Source organism: Salinicola halophilus (genome assembly GCF_003206155.1).
GTDB classification, from domain to species: Bacteria; Pseudomonadota; Gammaproteobacteria; order Pseudomonadales; family Halomonadaceae; genus Salinicola; species Salinicola halophilus.
This window is the reverse complement of sequence record NZ_PZJV01000001.1, coordinates 1077238-1092758: the sequence shown is the minus strand read 5'-3', so window position 1 is coordinate 1092758 and position 15521 is coordinate 1077238. Positions and strand designations below refer to the sequence as shown.

At 63.6% G+C, this 15521-nt stretch carries 14 protein-coding genes; 11 read left to right on the top strand and 3 right to left on the bottom strand.

What is annotated here, in order from left to right; translation table 11 throughout:
* The first annotated feature begins 16 nt into the window (after nt 1–16).
* The 8 genes from DOM33_RS04905 to DOM33_RS04870 all read left to right on the top strand — a co-directional run bounded on the left by DOM33_RS04905 (nt 17) and on the right by DOM33_RS04870 (nt 10224).
* Nucleotides 17–1045 (top strand): GlxA family transcriptional regulator, encoded by a 1029-nt coding sequence (locus DOM33_RS04905; protein WP_110666338.1) that lies wholly within the window; start codon nt 17–19, stop codon nt 1043–1045.
* Nucleotides 1046–1075: 30 nt separating this feature from the next.
* Complete coding sequence (ampD, locus tag DOM33_RS04900; RefSeq protein WP_110666336.1) at nt 1076–1633, top strand: 1,6-anhydro-N-acetylmuramyl-L-alanine amidase AmpD; 558 nt, start codon at nt 1076–1078, stop codon at nt 1631–1633.
* 402 nt (nt 1634–2035) lie between these two features.
* The gene (gene aceE / locus DOM33_RS04895) at nt 2036–4726 is read left to right on the top strand and encodes a pyruvate dehydrogenase (acetyl-transferring), homodimeric type (RefSeq protein ID WP_110666334.1); all 2691 of its coding nucleotides are present in this window, start codon (nt 2036–2038) and stop codon (nt 4724–4726) included.
* A 103-nt stretch (nt 4727–4829) separates the two neighbouring features.
* On the top strand, nt 4830–6998 hold the full coding sequence (gene aceF, locus DOM33_RS04890) for a dihydrolipoyllysine-residue acetyltransferase (protein WP_110666333.1): 2169 nt from the start codon (nt 4830–4832) through the stop codon (nt 6996–6998).
* A 176-nt stretch (nt 6999–7174) separates the two neighbouring features.
* Nucleotides 7175–7831: an adenylate kinase gene (gene adk / locus DOM33_RS04885; protein WP_110666330.1), complete on the top strand. Its 657-nt coding sequence runs from the start codon at nt 7175–7177 to the stop codon at nt 7829–7831.
* Nucleotides 7832–7931: 100 nt separating this feature from the next.
* Nucleotides 7932–8621, top strand: a complete 690-nt coding sequence (gene tsaB, locus DOM33_RS04880) for a tRNA (adenosine(37)-N6)-threonylcarbamoyltransferase complex dimerization subunit type 1 TsaB (protein WP_110666328.1) — start codon at nt 7932–7934, stop codon at nt 8619–8621.
* Nucleotides 8622–8665: 44 nt separating this feature from the next.
* Nucleotides 8666–9466, top strand: a complete 801-nt coding sequence (locus tag DOM33_RS04875) for an undecaprenyl-diphosphate phosphatase (protein WP_110666326.1) — start codon at nt 8666–8668, stop codon at nt 9464–9466.
* 26 nt (nt 9467–9492) lie between these two features.
* Nucleotides 9493–10224, top strand: a complete 732-nt coding sequence (locus DOM33_RS04870; protein ID WP_204352636.1) for a class I SAM-dependent methyltransferase — start codon at nt 9493–9495, stop codon at nt 10222–10224.
* 186 nt (nt 10225–10410) lie between these two features.
* On the opposite strand, the gene DOM33_RS04865 is transcribed toward DOM33_RS04870, so the two are convergent.
* Nucleotides 10411–10836, bottom strand: coding sequence for a copper resistance protein NlpE N-terminal domain-containing protein (locus tag DOM33_RS04865; RefSeq protein ID WP_110666321.1), 426 nt, complete (start codon nt 10834–10836; stop codon nt 10411–10413).
* A 201-nt stretch (nt 10837–11037) separates the two neighbouring features.
* Here DOM33_RS04865 and DOM33_RS04860 point away from each other — a divergent pair, with 201 nt between their 5' ends.
* Complete coding sequence (locus tag DOM33_RS04860) at nt 11038–11289, top strand: CsbD family protein (RefSeq protein ID WP_110666319.1); 252 nt, start codon at nt 11038–11040, stop codon at nt 11287–11289.
* A gap of 105 nt (nt 11290–11394) precedes the next feature.
* Here the strand turns inward: DOM33_RS04860 and DOM33_RS04855 are convergent, their stop codons facing one another.
* Complete coding sequence (locus DOM33_RS04855) at nt 11395–12153, bottom strand: cytochrome c oxidase assembly protein (RefSeq protein ID WP_110666317.1); 759 nt, start codon at nt 12151–12153, stop codon at nt 11395–11397.
* Nucleotides 12150–12635 (bottom strand): DUF2243 domain-containing protein, encoded by a 486-nt coding sequence (locus tag DOM33_RS04850; RefSeq protein ID WP_239495267.1) that lies wholly within the window; start codon nt 12633–12635, stop codon nt 12150–12152. Before DOM33_RS04850 ends, DOM33_RS04855 begins: the two co-directional genes overlap by 4 nt.
* Nucleotides 12636–12995: 360 nt before the next feature.
* Between DOM33_RS04850 and DOM33_RS04845 the strand changes: the two genes are divergently transcribed.
* Together DOM33_RS04845 and nspC are read left to right on the top strand one after the other, a co-directional pair.
* Entirely contained in the window at nt 12996–14195 is a 1200-nt protein-coding gene (locus DOM33_RS04845; protein ID WP_110666315.1) for a saccharopine dehydrogenase family protein, read from the top strand.
* Nucleotides 14195–15376: a carboxynorspermidine decarboxylase gene (nspC, locus tag DOM33_RS04840; RefSeq protein ID WP_110666313.1), complete on the top strand. Its 1182-nt coding sequence runs from the start codon at nt 14195–14197 to the stop codon at nt 15374–15376. The genes DOM33_RS04845 and nspC overlap by 1 nt, the downstream gene beginning before the upstream one ends.
* The last annotated feature ends 145 nt before the right edge of the window (nt 15377–15521 follow it).

The window sequence follows — 15521 nt, the reverse complement described above, 5'->3', positions numbered from 1 at the left end:
TGGTCGGCGCCGGCTCGTGAATCGCGAGGCGCCGCGCCAGGTTGGCTTCGTTCTGCTCCCGGGCTTCTCGCTACTGGCACAGGCCTGTGCGATCGAGCCGCTCATCGTTGCCAACCGGCTGGCCGGGCGTAGGCTTTACGCGACGACCACCTTCGCTCTCGATGCCGATCCGGTCACGAGCGTCACTGAACTGGCGCTCGTGCCGGATGCCCTGACCGGTGACGAACGCCATCTCGATGTGGTCATCGTCTGCGCGCCGCTCGCCGATCCGGCGAGCGAGTTGCCCCTTGCGCCAGTGAAGGTCGAAGCGCTGGAAGCCTGGCTCTCCCGGCTGGCACAGCGTGGCGTGGTGCTCGGCGGCGTCGCGGGCGGCACGCGATGGCTGGCGCGCGCCGGCGCGCTCGAGGGGTATCGTGCCTCCATCCCCTACGTTGGCGGCGAGACGTTTTCTCGCGCGTATCCGGCGATCCGCGTCAGTCATCAGCTGTTCGAAATCGATCGCGATCGTTTCACCTGCGGGGGCGGGACGGCGGCAATGGATATGATGATGACGCTGATCGGCCAGCATCACGGTGAGGGATTGGCGCGACGCGTCTCCGAGCACTTCGTTTGCGAACGCATCCGCATGGCGGACGAGCCGCAGCAGGTGCCGCTCCGTTCGGGGTTGGGGAACGCGCCGGCAGGCCTGGTGGACGCCGTGGCGCTGATGGAAGCGAACATCGAGGAGCCCCTGACCACCCATGAGCTTTCGGCGCACCTGGGCATGTCGCGGCGCCAGCTGGAGCGGCTCTTCAAAAAACATCTCCAGGCGGTGCCTAGCCGTTTCTATCTCAACCTGCGACTGCAGCGGGCGCGGCGCGCCCTTCGTGAGACCGACGCCGCCGTGGGAGAGATCGCACTCGCTCACGGTTTTTCTTCCGGGGCGCACTTTTCGACGGCCTACCGGCATCGCTTCGGGATCAGTCCCCGCGACGAGCGTCTCGGCGGATCGGTGCTCGCCTTTCTGAAGCGAGAACGCTCGATAGAGAAGAAGCGTGGGGCATGACACCTGGATCGACGGGGAGACAAGCGAGTCATGGAGATCGACGCACACTGGCTGCAGACCGCACGTCGGATGGATTCACCCAACGCCAACGACCGCCCCGAGGGCGAGGTGTCTGCGGTCGTTCTGCACGGTATCAGCCTGCCGCCGGGCGAGTTCGGTGGCGATGCCATCGAGCGGCTTTTCACCAATACCCTGGATCCCGACGTCCACCCGGCCTTCGCCGCCATCGCGTCGCTGCGGGTTTCGGCACATCTGCTGATTCGACGTGACGGGGAGTGCGTCCAGTTCGTGCCGTTCGATCGCCGCGCCTGGCACGCCGGGCGATCTCGCTGGCAGGACGGCGATCGTCTGCGCTGCGGTCTCAACGACTTCGCGGTAGGCATCGAGTTGGAGGGTACCGACGAGCGACCGTATCGCGAAGCCCAATACCACGCACTGGCGAAGGTGCTGCAGGCGTTGATGGATCGCTACCCCGACATCACCGAGTCGCGTCTGACAGGCCATGCCTGGATTGCCCCGGGGCGTAAATCCGACCCGGGGCCGGCATTCGACTGGGCCTATCTGCGACACCGCCTCGCCCGAGGCTGAGGGCCGCAGGCGATGACTTCCGAACGGGCCCAGGCCATGACATTCGGGCTCGGACTGCTATCGTTAGTGTCGAACGCGAACGTCTCGTGCCTGCCCGTTTTCGGTGGGCCTCGAAATGATCGACGCGCTGAAACGCAAGCCTCTGAAAAGTTTGGTTTTAAACGAGCGTTTCACTGCGTGCGAGTCGGCGGCGAATTGGCAGTTGTGGTGGATTGCGGTATCTTTCTCGCCTGATTTTTCGCGTCACGCACGCCCGCCGTCACGTCGCGACGGCTCAGAAATCTCGAAAAGCGGTCCCAAAAGAGCCGCATCCGCACCGAAGAGCGCATATTCCAAGCCCTGCTGCGGCTACCCGCCATGGCCGGGCGAATGGCAAACCCTTTCCCATTCGGAGAGTTGTCTATGAGTCTGGAGACACGAGAAGATCTCGATCCGGTCGAAACCACGGAGTGGCTGGATTCCCTGGCCTCGGTCGTGGAGCATGAGGGCGAAGAGCGCGCTCGCTACATTCTGAGTCGGTTGGCGGATCGGCTGCGCCGGGACGGCTCGTCACCGCCGTTTTCCGGGACCACGCCGCACCGCAATACCATTCCGGTGCATCGTGAGGCGAAGATTCCCGGCGACATGTTCATCGAGCGCAAGATCCGCTCGGCGATCCGCTGGAACGCGATGGTGCAGGTGCTGCGGACCAACAAGAAGCACAAGGGCCTGGGTGGCCACATCGCCAGCTATCAGTCCAGTGCCACGCTCTACGAAGTCGGTTTCAACCACTTCTTCCGCGCCGACAACGGCGATCACAAGGGTGATCTGCTCTACATCCAGGGCCACGTCACGCCCGGCATCTACGCGCGCTCTTTCCTGGAAGGCCGTCTGAGCGAAGAGCAGATGGACACCTTCCGCCAGGAAGTCGATGGTGAAGGCCTGCCGTCCTATCCGCACCCCTATCTGATGCCGGATTACTGGCAGTTCCCCACCGTCTCCATGGGGCTGGGTCCGATCCAGGCGATCTACCAGGCTCACGTGATGAAGTATCTGAACTCGCGTGAACTCGAGGACATGAAGGACCGTAAGGTCTGGGCGTTCCTCGGCGACGGCGAGTGCGACGAGCCGGAATCGCTCGGCGCGCTGCATCTGGCCAGCCGCGAGAAGCTCGACAACCTGATCTTCGTGATCAACTGCAACCTGCAGCGTCTCGACGGCCCGGTGCGCGGCAACTCCCGCGTCATCGACGAGCTCGAGGGCGTCTTCCGCGGTGCCGGCTGGAACGTCATCAAGGTGGTCTGGGGCGGTCTGTGGGACCCGCTATTCGAGAAAGACTCCAAAGGCATGCTGCAAAAGCGCATGGACGAGGCGGTCGACGGCGAGTACCAGAACTACAAGGCTCAGGGTGGCAAGTACACCCGCGACGAATTCTTCGGCAAGTACGAAGAGACCGCGGAGATGGTCAAGGACTACTCCGACGAGGAGGTCTTCCGGCTCAACCGTGGTGGCCACGACCCGCAGAAGGTCTACGCGGCGTACCATGAGGCGGTTAACAACGCCAACGGGCGTCCGACCGTGGTGCTGGCGCATACCGTCAAAGGCTACGGCATGGGCGGCGGCAGCGGTGAAGCCGACATGGAAGCGCACCAGATCAAGTCCATGGAGACCGACGCGCTCAAGGCCTTCCGCGACCGTTTCGGCATCCCGGTGTCCGACAAGCAGATCGAAAGCGGCGACATTCCGTACTACAAGCCGGAAGACGACAGCCCGGAGATGAAGTACCTGCATCTCCAGCGCGACAAGCTCGGTGGTTTCCTGCCGGCGCGCAAGAACGACTTCGAAGCGATCGAGATTCCGACGCTCGAGGACAAGATGTTCGCGACCCAGCTCAAGGGCTCCGGCGACCGCGAAGTCTCGACCACGATGTCGTTCGTGCGGGTGCTCAACGGTCTGGTCAAGAACAAGCAGTTCGGTCAGCGGGTCGTGCCGATCATTCCCGACGAGGCACGCACCTTCGGCATGGAGGGCATGTTCCGCCAGCTCGGTATCTACGCCGCCGAAGGCCAGAAGTACGAGCCGATGGATGCCGGCCAGATCATGTACTACCGCGAGGATAAGAAGGGTCAGATCCTCGAGGAAGGCATCACCGAAGCCGGCTCGATGTCGGCGTGGATCGCCGCGGCAACCGCTTATGCCAACCACCATCTGCCGCTGCTGCCGTTCTACATCTACTACTCGATGTTCGGTTATCAGCGTATCGGTGATCTGGTCTGGGCCGCCGGTGACCTCCAGGCTCGCGGCTTCATGGTCGGCGGTACTGCCGGGCGTACCACCATCAATGGTGAAGGCCTGCAGCACCAGGATGGCCACAGCCATATCCTGATGTCCACGGTGCCGACCTGCCGCTCCTACGATCCGTGCTACGGCCACGAGCTGGCGGTGATCGTCCAGGACGGTCTCAAGCGGATGTTCCAGGACAAGGAAAACTGCTTCTACTACCTGACCGTGATGAACGAGAACTACCCGCACCCGGAAATGCCGGAAGGCAGCGAGGAGGGCATCGTTCGCGGCATGTACCGGCTCAAGCAGGGCGAGACGGGCGAAGGTGGCAAGCAGCCGCGGGTTCAGCTCATGGGTAGCGGCACCATCCTGCGCGAAGTCGAAGCCGCCGCTACGATGCTCGCCGAAGAGCACGGCGTCATCGCCGACGTCTGGAGCGTGACCAGCTTCAACGAACTGCGTCGCGAAGCGCTGGAGTACGACCGGGCGCAGTTCCTCGACTTCGACGACAAGCGTGAGAAGCCCTGGGTGACTCAGCAGCTCGAATCGATCGAAGGGCCGGTCATTGCCTCGACCGACTACATGAAGCTCTATGCCGATCAGATCCGCGCCTGGGTACCCACGGACTTCCACGTGCTCGGCACCGACGGGTTTGGTCGCTCTGACACTCGCGAACAGCTGCGTCACTTCTTCGAGGTCGATCGCTACTACGTCACCGTTCAGGCGCTGCGCGCGCTGGCGATGCGCGGCGAGGTCGACGGCAAGGTGGTCAACGATGCCATGAAGAAGTATGGCCTCGATCCCGCCAAGCCCAGCCCGCTGACCGTTTGATCGGCGACTCTCCGAAGGGCCGTCGTCACGCGTGGCGACGGCCACGGCCAGACGAACCGGTTCGCCCGCGCGGCGAACCGGTGGATGATAAAGGAGCGCGACCTTGAGTAGCGAAATCATCAAAGTTCCCGACATCGGCGGTAGCGACGGTGTCGAAATCATCGAGATCGCGGTGAGCGAAGGCGACGTCATCTCCGCTGAAGACACCATGATCACGCTGGAGTCCGACAAGGCCAGCATGGACGTCCCTGCGCCCAAGGGTGGCAAGGTCGTGAAGCTGCTGGTGAAAGAGGGTGATACCGTTTCCGAAGGCGACGACATTCTGGAGCTCGAAGCCGAAGGTGAAGGCGACGACGATCAGGACGACGACGCCGAGAGCGATCAGGAATCGGCCGAAAAGGCCTCTCCGGGCAAGAGCGAAGAGAGCGCCGAGTCGGACGAAGACGCCGAAGACGAGAAACCCGCGCCGAAGTCGTCGAAATCCGCCTCGGGTTCCGGCAAGCGCACCGTCGAGGTCAAGGTGCCGGACATCGGCAGTGATGACCCGGTCGAGATCATCGACGTCGCGGTAGGCGAGGGCGACGAGGTCAGCGAGGAGGACACGCTGATCACGCTGGAGTCCGACAAGGCATCGATGGACGTTCCCAGTCCCTACAGCGGCAAGCTCGTGTCGCTCTCCATCAAGGAAGGCGACAAGGTCACCGAAGGTGACGTGATCGGTACCATGGAGATTGCCGGCGAAGGCGACGATGCCGGTGACGACGCGTCGTCCGACGCCAGCAGCGACGATGGCGACGCGTCGGAAAGCGACGACGCCTCCGATGATGACGAATCCGGCGACGACCAGTCCGATGACGACGAATCCGGCGATGAAGAAGGCGGCGGTCGTCAGGAGCTTCGCGTACCCGATATCGGCAGCGATAACGTCGAAGTCATCGAGGTCGCGATCGGTGAAGGCGACGAGGTCAGCAAGGAAGACACGCTGATCACGCTGGAGTCCGACAAGGCATCGATGGACGTCCCTAGCCCCTTTGAGGGCAAGATCGTCGAAGTGTCGGTCAAGGAGGGCGACAGCGTCTCCGAAGGCGACCTGATCGGCTACATCGAGACCGCGGGCGGCAAGAAATCCGCGGGCTCGGGCAAGAAATCCGGCTCGAGCGACAAGGCGGACGCGAAGGGCAAGAAGTCCGACGATGCCAAGAAGTCCGACGACGCCAAGAAAACGGGCGGTGGCGAGAAGTCCGAGAGCAAGAAATCCGACGCCAAGTCGGGTGGCAAGGCCGCCGGAGGCGAGCCGAGTCCGGAAGCGCGTCACAAGCACGGCGACGACAAGACGGCTGGCGCTCAGGTTCACGCCGGACCGGCGGTGCGCAAGCTCGGCCGTGAGCTCGGGGTCGACCTGAGCGAAGTCGAAGGGTCCGGGCCGAAGGGTCGCATCGTGAAGGACGACGTCGACGGCTTCGTCAAGAAGGTCATGCAGGCGCGCAAGAGCGGCGATACGGGCAAGGCACAGGCGTCCGCTGCCAGCGGTGGCGCAGGCATCCCGCCGATCCCGGCGGTCGATTTCAGCCAGTTCGGCGAGATCGAAGAGAAGCCGATGGGCCGGCTGATGAAGGCGGGGGCGACCAATCTGCATCGCAGCTGGCTCAACGTGCCCCACGTTACGCAGTTCGACGAAGCGGACATCACCGAACTCGAGAACTTCCGCAAGGCGATGAAGGACGAGGCTGCCCAGCAGGGGGCCAAGCTCACGCCGCTGCCGTTCATGATCAAGGCGGCCGCCAAGGCGCTCGAGATGTACCCGCAGTTCAACGTCTCGCTGCACCCGGACGGCGACAAGCTGATCCAGAAGAAGTACGTCCACATCGGCGTGGCGGTGGATACGCCCAACGGGCTGATGGTGCCGGTGATCCGCAACGTGGATCAGAAAGGCATCATCGAGCTCGCCAAGGAAGTGATCGACCTCGCCGGGCGGGCTCAGGAAGGCAAGCTCAAGCGCGACGAGATGCAGGGCGGCTGCTTCACCATCTCGAGTCTCGGCTCGATCGGTGGCACGGCCTTCACGCCGATCGTCAACGCGCCGGAAGTCGCGATTCTCGGTGTCTCCAAGTCGCAGACGAAACCGGTCTGGAACGGTGCCGAGTTCAAGCCGCGGCTGATGTGCCCGCTGTCGCTCTCGTATGACCATCGGGCGGTCAACGGGGCGGATGCAGCGCGCTTCACCGCTTACCTGGCTCAGGTGCTGACAGACATTCGTCGCATCCTGATCTGAGCGCATCACGCGTGAGACGCAAGCCAACGGCCCACTCGGGCCGTTGGCTTTTTTTTGGTCCGGCGGGAGCCCCGGTATTCGCCGAAGCGAGCCTTGTGCGGTTGTCGCACGGCAGGTATCGTTTTGCTCCATTCGCCGGTCGTGTACCGGTGCCATCTTTCAAGGAGCACTAAACCATGCGTTTGATCCTCTTGGGCGCCCCGGGCGCTGGAAAGGGTACCCAAGCCCAGTTCATCTGCGAGCACTTCAACATCCCGCAGATCTCCACCGGCGACATGCTGCGCGCCGCGGTGAAGACCGGCAGCGAGCTGGGAGTCAAGGTCAAGGAGGTCATGGACAGCGGTGCTCTGGTATCGGACGAGCTGATCATCGCGCTGGTGGCGGAGCGAATCGCCGAGCCGGATTGCGCCAACGGCTTTCTGTTCGACGGTTTCCCGCGCACCCTGCCGCAGGCGGATGCGATGAAGGAAGCCGACATCAAGCTCGACCACGTCGTCGAGATCGCCGTCGCCGACGAAGAGATCGTCAAGCGTCTGGCCGGCCGTCGTGTCCACCCCGGCTCCGGACGGGTCTACCACGTCGAGTACAACCCGCCGCGTGAGACGGGACTCGATGACGTCACCGGTGAGCAGCTGGTTCAGCGCGAAGATGATAGCGAAAACACCATTCGTCATCGTCTCAACGTGTATCACGATCAGACCGCACCGCTGATCGACTACTACCAGGCGTGGGCGTCGGAAGACCCGGATTCCGCGCCGACCTACCACCGCATCGCCGGTATCGGCACCGTCGACGATATTCGCGGTCAGGTTCTCGCGGCCCTCGAGGGCTGAGTTCTCGCCAGCGTCGCGCTGCCGCCCGGCAGCGCGACGTCTCCCGCCACCCGGGCGGATCCGGGCTTTGGCCCCTCACTCTTGAACGTTCGGTAACTCGATGCCTTCCCTCCTGGCCCTGGATGCCTCCTCGAACGCTTGCTCGAGCGCCTTGTGGCGCGACGGCACCTTGATTCACCGTTTCGAGATCGCGCCACGCGAACATACCCGACGGCTGATGCCGATGATCGATGAGCTGCTGGACGAGGCCGGGATGCGTCTCGCCGATCTCGATGCCATTGCCTACGGTCATGGACCGGGCTCTTTCACCGGGCTGCGAATTGCCGCGGGCATCGCCCAGGGGCTCGCCTATGGCGCGGATCTCCCGCTGATGGGCGTCTCCACGCTCGAGTCGCTCGCGCTCGCCGCGCACCGTCAGTGGCATGCTCGCCACGTCGTCGCAGCGCTCGACGCACGCATGGGCGAAATCTATGTCGGCGCCTACCGCTGTGTGGAGGGGGAAGTCGAGATCTGCCTCGAAGAACGGGTGATCTCGCCGGCCAAATTGCGTTTGCCGGGGGAGGAGGGCGACCGAGAGTGGGTCGGAATCGGCAGTGGCTGGCAACTTTTGGAACAAACGCCTGTCCAGATACGCGCGTCGCTCGCTCAGGTCCTGCCGGACGAACTCGTAGCGGCGCAGGATATCGTCCGTCTTGCCGCCGGCGCCTGGGCGCGGGGCGAACGCGGCGGCGCGCCTCATGACGCCACCCCCGTCTATCTGCGCAACGAGGTGGCCTGGCGCAAGACGTGAACGCGACGATTCACGTGGCTCATCGATAAGGATCTCGAGCGATCATGGATGTTTTGCACCTGGTAGCCCTGGCCGTCATTCAAGGGGTCACCGAATTTCTACCCATCTCTTCCTCCGCGCACCTGATACTGCCTTCTCAACTGTTGGGCTGGTCCGACCAGGGACTCGCTTTCGATGTCGCCGTGCACATCGGCTCGCTGGGCGCAGTGATGTTCGCCTTTCGGCGAGATATCTGGCGAATCACTCACGCCTGGTTCGCGCAATTCGGAAGCCGCGGGCAGAGCGAGGAGAGCCGACTGGGCTGGGCGGTGATCATCGCGACGTTGCCGGCGGTCATCGCTGGGCTACTCGTGGAGAACTGGGTGGAGAGCGCCGGCCGGTCGGTGCTGGTGATCGCGACGACGACACTGGTCTTCGGTGTGGTGCTCGGCATTGCCGATCTCAAGAGCCTTCGCGAGCGTCCGCTCGGCAGCATGACGCTCAAAGCGGCGCTGCTCGTCGGGTTGGCGCAGGCGCTCGCGCTGATCCCCGGCACCTCGCGCTCCGGGATCACCATGACGGCAGCGTTGATGCTCGGCTTCACGCGCCAGGCAGCGGCTCGCTTCTCGTTTCTACTCTCGATACCCCTGATTCTCGCCGCGGGGCTATACCAGAGTATCGAACTCGTTCAGGCCGATAGCAGTGTTGCCCTGTGGCACGAGATGGTGCTCGGTGTGGTCTTCTCGTTCATCGCCGCCTGGATCTGCATCAAGCTCTTTCTGGTGGCGCTTGACCGGATCGGCATGCTGCCCTTCGTGATCTACCGGCTGCTCCTCGGCGCCGCGCTCTTCCTGTGGGCGACGTGAGCGGTCTCGTCGTCGTCGGTGATGCGCTGCGGGAGCTTGCCGAGCGCTATGGCCTCGCGTGGCAACGAGCGCAGCCCGAGTCCGGGTTGGTCCTGCGGCAGGGTGAGCCGGGGCTCGTCATCGCGGGAGACGCCGCGAGCTACGGGCACCCGGTAAGCGCGGACTTTCTCTCCGGCGGCGTGGCGCACCGGCGTCGATTCGGCGGCGGGCGCGGACAGCTGGTCGCCCGCGCCTGCGGTTTCGCCAAGGGCGTGACGCCCTGCGTGGTCGACGCCACTGCCGGTCTCGGACGCGACGCCTTCGTGCTGGCTTCGCTGGGGGCCGAGGTGCTGATGGTCGAGCGTGTCGCGGCGATTCATGCGCTGCTGGCCGACGCGCTCTTCAGAGCGCGCGAAGACCGGGAAGTGGGCGATATCGTCTCGCGGCTCTGTCTGCTCCATGCCGACAGTGCTGCCGGGCTCGGTGCGGCGGTCGCCGACTGGCCGCATTCGCCCCAGGTCGTTCACCTCGATCCGATGTTTCCGCATCGTGAGAAATCGGCGCTGGCCAAAAAGGAGATGCGTCTTTTCCGCGAGCTGGCCGGTGCCGACGACGACGCTCCGCGCCTGCTGGAAGCGGCGCTGGATATTGCCACCCACCGCGTGGTGGTCAAGCGACCGCGCAAGGCGCCGCCGATCCACGGCCCCGCGCCGCGTCACGTCATCGAAGACAAGACAAGCCGCTACGATCTCTACGTTCATCGCTCGCTAAGGACCTAGGCCGTCTGAAGACTGGGCGCTGGCTAAAGACCCGGGAGCTCGCTAAGAGCCTAAAGGCTCGCTTAAGACGTAAAGCGCGCGGGTCTCGAGGGCGACGGATCGAGCGGGACCATCATGACGACGAAGCCGGGCACAAGGCCCGGCTTCGTCGTATCGATGGCAGTCCGGGGGCGATGCCCCAGCGCGTTACTGACGTTTCAGCGTCATGTCTGCCCCGGAGCTGATGACGCCCATGCGCGTATCGAGCACTTCGAGATTGCCGTCGTCCAGCGGACGCAGGAAGTAGATGGTGTTGCCGCCGGCGCCTCTGAGCTGATAGACGGTCGGCAGATGTTGCGGGCCAACGTCGTTGAGGATGAGGAAATTGCCCTGTGTCTTCATCGGCTCGTCGCTACGCCCCTGGTAGAGACTGTTGAGCACATAGGCGCCACCCGTGTCATCCATGTTCATCATCTTCAGATCGACCTGGATTCCCGAGCAGTCCGCGCAGGGCAGTACGCCCTCGTACTCTCCGGCCACTTTCTCATAGGGAGACGGCGGCGTACTGGCACAGCCACCCAGCGCCAGTGCCAGTCCTAGAACGCCCGCGCCGATCATTCCTTGAGTACGCATTGCAGTCTTCCTTTCTGATTAGGTTACTTGTCCAGTATAGATGTCTCGTCGAAAGTTGCGCTGGCGATGCGTTTCGCAGGCTGAGTGCGAGGTCACGGTATCAGCGAATAGAGACCAACATTGTGGGTTTTCCGACGGGCAGCTACGCTCATTCATCAGCGGAACGAATCCGCTGACATAACCGCTGCCAAGGAGGTCCGTATGTACGAAGATCAAACGAAGGGACGCACCGAAGAACTCAAGGGTCAGGCCCAGGAAGCGGCAGGCCGTTTCACCGAAGACAATGATCTTCGTCGTGAAGGCAAGGCGCGCCAGGCTGCCGGCAAGGTCCAGGCCAACTACGGCGAAACCGTCGACAGCATGCGCGAAGCCACGGTGAAGAATCCCATCAGCGCGCTGGCGATCGCCGGCGGCGTGGGTGTCTTCCTTGGCCTGATCCTCGGCCGCCGTTGATCGACTCGGCGCCGATGCGACCGCAGTAACACGGCGGTCGACGACAGCGCCTCGGTGCGCCCGTATCACGCAACGCCCCGGTATTCAGATACCGGGGCGTTGTCGTTATGGGGTGCGACTCTCGGTTTGCGCCATCGAGGTGGGGAAGTGCCATCTCGACCACTGGCGCAGCAACACGAAAGCCAAGAACGCCTCAGGCAGTTCACCTAGGTAGAACATCCACTCCGCCCCCTGCTGAACCGCGAGCCAGTGCTCCTCACGGGGCAAGTGAAAGCGATACATCCACTTCGCCAATACACCATGGGCCACCATCGAGACGAGCAGCACTCCCAGGCGTAGGTGCAGACTCGGCCTCCGAGGGGCGGGGTCGGGTCCGGCGATCGCCCAGGTGAACAGGCAACCCGCCAGCAGGAAGTGCCAGTGGAGCCACACGGCAAACGCCGGACTCGTCAGCATGACGCCATAGAGGTCGGTCAGGTAGAGGGCGTAGAGGCCGCCCACGTTGAGAACGGCGGCCGTAATCGGGTGAGACAGAAACCGCAGCGGCCGCGTGTTCAGTAGCGTCACCCAACGCCGTCCCCAGATGGCGGGAACGTTCTTCAACGCCAGTGTCACCGGGGCCGCGAAGACCAGCCCGATCGGCGCCATCATGGCGACTACCAGGTGCACCATCATGTGGCCGCGAAAGTCGTGATGCGCCCAGTGTGCGATCGGGGGAAGCAGTGCAACGACGACGGCGAGTGCGGCGAGGGCGAATGCCGCCAGACGCCAGAGCGGCCATGCCCGCCCGCTGCGACGAAGGCGCCAGACGCCCAGCCCGTAGAGCGCCAGCGCCGCTGCCATCAGCCCGGCGAGTGCGGTCATCGCTGACTCAGGGCGCGACCGCGGGCGGCTCGTTTGTAGAGCCAGACCCCGATCAGGAGTACCAAGAGGCCCGCGCCGTTCCACGCCAGGTCGTAGGGCAGCAGGTTGTCGACATAGCGCACCTGATGCAGTCCCAGAATCTTGTGGTCGACGATGCCGTCGAAGAGTTGAAACCCGCCCATGCCCAGCAGAAAGCCCGCACCGCGAAAGCCCGCTGCCTGGCGATGCGTTTCATGGAGCCTGAGCATCATGACGCCGCCGGCGATGATGGCGATCAGTTCGAGGGTATGCAGCAGGCCGTCGGACGCCAGCGCCAGCGCCGAGCTATCGGTCTCGACGAAGTGGTGCCAGGCGAGGACCTGGTGAAAGATGATCTCGTCGATGGCGGCCATGAAGCCGATACCCAGCAGTATGGCAGCGAGCAGCGTCGCCTTGACGTCGGGTCTTGTGTCAGCGGGCGAGTGAGGGGGCGTTGTCTTCACAGTAGCGTTCCTCTGTACCGGGACGGATGCGGGGCGGCGATGAGCCGCCCGACGGGTAGAATCAGGTTAGTCGATGTCATTGCGGTGGCTAGTGTTCCATCGGGGGCGAGGCGCACGTCATCGGTCGCCGTCCCGTCGAGCCCGCGGCCAGGTGTCTCTCGGCGGGGTTTGGCGCCAAAAAGGCTTGAGCCCCGCTGCCGACGAGGCCATCATCTGCGGCCTCGTCTCGCGTTGGTCGCGGGGTGAGAACCATGACCGGGGTGGCATCGGGTCGGGGTGCGCTGAATTTTCCAGAAAGTTAGTTGCCCACTACCGATAAGACCTTATCTCTGTTGACTTTTCCCGATCTGGAACCGAACCATGAGCAAAGTCCTGATTATCGGCGCCGGCGGCGTCGGCGGCGTCGTCACGCACAAGTGCGCGCAGCATCCCGAAGTCTTCGCGCAGATCTGTCTGGCCAGTCGCAACGAAGCCAAATGCAAGGCGATCGCCGAACAGCTCCCGCGAGCGATCGAGACCGCTCAGGTCGATGCGGACGATACCGACGCGCTGGTGGCGCTGATCGAATCGTTCAAGCCGGACGTGCTGATTCACGTGGCGCTGCCGTATCAGGATCTGACGATCATGGAAGCGTGCCTGCGTACCGGCGTGCCCTATCTCGACACCGCCAACTATGAGCACCCCGACGAGGCGAAGTTCGAGTACAAGGAGCAGTGGGCGTTCCAGGATCGCTATCAGAACGCCGGTAACATGGCGACGCTCGGCTGTGGGTTCGATCCGGGCATGACCAACATCTACTGCGCTTACGGCCAGAAGAATCTCTTCGACGAGATCCACCGCATCGACATTCTCGACGCCAACGGCGGCGACCACGGCTATCCGTTCGCGACCAACTTCAACCCGGAGATCAACATTCGCGAGATCACCGCGAACGGTCGCTACTGGGAGAAGGGCGAGTGGGTCGAGACCGCGCCGCTGGCAGAGAAGCGCACGTTCGACTTCGACGGTATCGGTGAAAAGGACCTGTACCTGCTCTATCACGAGGAGCTCGAGTCGCTGGCGCAGAACATCAAGGGCATCGAGCGCATCCGCTTCTGGATGACCTTCTCCGAGAAGTATCTGACGCATCTCAAGGTACTCGAGAACGTCGGCATGACGAGCATCGAGCCGATCAACGTCAACGGTACCGAGGTATCGCCGCTGCAGTTCCTGAAATCCGTGCTGCCGGATCCGGCGTCGCTCGGCCCGCGCACCAAGGGCAAGACCAACATCGGCGTCATCCTTGACGGCATCAAGGATGGCAAGCGTCGCAAGGTGTACATCTACAACATGTGCGACCACGAGAAGTGCTATGCCGAAGTGCAGTCCCAGGCCATTTCCTACACCACCGGCGTGCCGGCGGTGACCGGGGCGATGCTGATGCTGGAAGGGATCTGGAAGGGCGACGGCGTGTTCAACGTCGAGCAGCTCGATCCGAATCCGTTCATGGAGCGCATCGGCGAGATGGGCCTGCCGTGGCAGATGGTCGAACTCGACCCCGACGTCGACCCGCTCGCCTGATGGGAGCGGTCGACAGGAACGCCCAGGCGGTCGAGGTCTGCGGCTTCGATATCCAGACCTGTCCCTCGCCGGCCTACGTGGTCGACGATGCCCGGCTCGAGCGCAATCTCGAGCTGCTCGCGCGAGTGCAGGCGGAAAGCGGCGCCAAGATCCTGCTGGCCCTCAAGGGCTTCGCCATGTGGGATACCTTTCCGCTGGTGAGCCGGTATCTGGTGGGGACCACGGCCAGCGGGCAGGACGAAGCGCGTCTGGGGGCGGAGACGTTCGGCGGCGAGGTGCACTGCTACTCGCCGGCGTTCACCGTGCCGGAGATGGAGGTCGTGCTGCGGTACGCCGACCATTTGAGCTTCAATTCGCCGGGGCAGTGGCACTACTTTCGCCAGACCGTGGAGGAAGCACCGCGTGACGTCTCCTGCGGGCTACGCGTGAACCCGGAGCATTCTACCGGCGAGGTGGCGCTCTACGACCCCTGTGCGCCGGGCTCACGGCTGGGAACACGCGCCGGCGATCTTCGCCCGGGCGATCTCGAGGGTCTCGACGGGCTGCATTTCCACACGCTCTGCGAGCAGGATAGCGACGCGCTGGAAGCGACGCTTGACGCTTTCGAGACGAAGTTCGGCGGGTATCTGGGTGGGCTTCGCTGGGTCAACTTCGGCGGCGGGCATCACATTACCCGGCCGGGTTATGACATCGAGCGGCTGATCCGCGTAGTGCGCGAGTTCAAGGCGCGCTACCCGCATCTCGAAGTCTATCTGGAGCCGGGTGAGGCGATCGCGCTCAATACCGGGTTTCTGGTCGCGACAGTGCTGGATATCGTCGACAACGATGGTCCGATCGCGATTCTGGACACCTCGGCGACGGCGCACATGCCGGACGTGCTGGAGATGCCGTATCGCCCCGAGATCATCGGTGGCGCTTACCCGGGCGAAAAGGCGCATACCTATCGGCTCGGCGGCACCACCTGCCTGGCGGGTGATGTGATCGGCGATTACGCCTTCGACGCCCCGCTCGAGATCGGGGACCGGCTGGTGTTCACGGACATGGCACATTACACCATGGTCAAGACGACCACTTTCAACGGCATTCGTCTGCCGGCAATCTGTCGCGTCGAGGCAACGTCGCGGGTGGTGACCACGGTCAAGACGTTCGGCTATGAAGACTATCGCCAGCGCTTGAGCTGATGTCGCGTCGCTGGCGGGGCGCGTCAGGCTGGCCACCATCGACGGTCGTGATTGGCTGTCAGAACCGACACCTTCGGGGTGTCGGTTTTTTGTATCGGTCTTCTGTGTTGGCGGGTTTTGTCCCGCAACAGTACAGAGAGACGAG

Bases quoted from the DNA above. Each gene is read 5' to 3' on its own strand.
- ampD (WP_110666336.1), top strand. From the start codon at position 1,076: ATGGAGATCGACGCACACTGGCTGCAGACCGCACGTCGGATGGATTCA.
- aceE (WP_110666334.1), top strand. From the start codon at position 2,036: ATGAGTCTGGAGACACGAGAAGATCTCGATCCGGTCGAAACCACGGAG.
- adk (WP_110666330.1), top strand. From the start codon at position 7,175: ATGCGTTTGATCCTCTTGGGCGCCCCGGGCGCTGGAAAGGGTACCCAA.
- tsaB (WP_110666328.1), top strand. From the start codon at position 7,932: ATGCCTTCCCTCCTGGCCCTGGATGCCTCCTCGAACGCTTGCTCGAGC.
- DOM33_RS04875 (WP_110666326.1), top strand. From the start codon at position 8,666: ATGGATGTTTTGCACCTGGTAGCCCTGGCCGTCATTCAAGGGGTCACC.
- DOM33_RS04865 (WP_110666321.1), bottom strand. From the start codon at position 10,836: ATGCGTACTCAAGGAATGATCGGCGCGGGCGTTCTAGGACTGGCACTG.
- DOM33_RS04860 (WP_110666319.1), top strand. From the start codon at position 11,038: ATGTACGAAGATCAAACGAAGGGACGCACCGAAGAACTCAAGGGTCAG.
- DOM33_RS04855 (WP_110666317.1), bottom strand. From the start codon at position 12,153: ATGACCGCACTCGCCGGGCTGATGGCAGCGGCGCTGGCGCTCTACGGG.
- DOM33_RS04845 (WP_110666315.1), top strand. From the start codon at position 12,996: ATGAGCAAAGTCCTGATTATCGGCGCCGGCGGCGTCGGCGGCGTCGTC.
- nspC (WP_110666313.1), top strand. From the start codon at position 14,195: ATGGGAGCGGTCGACAGGAACGCCCAGGCGGTCGAGGTCTGCGGCTTC.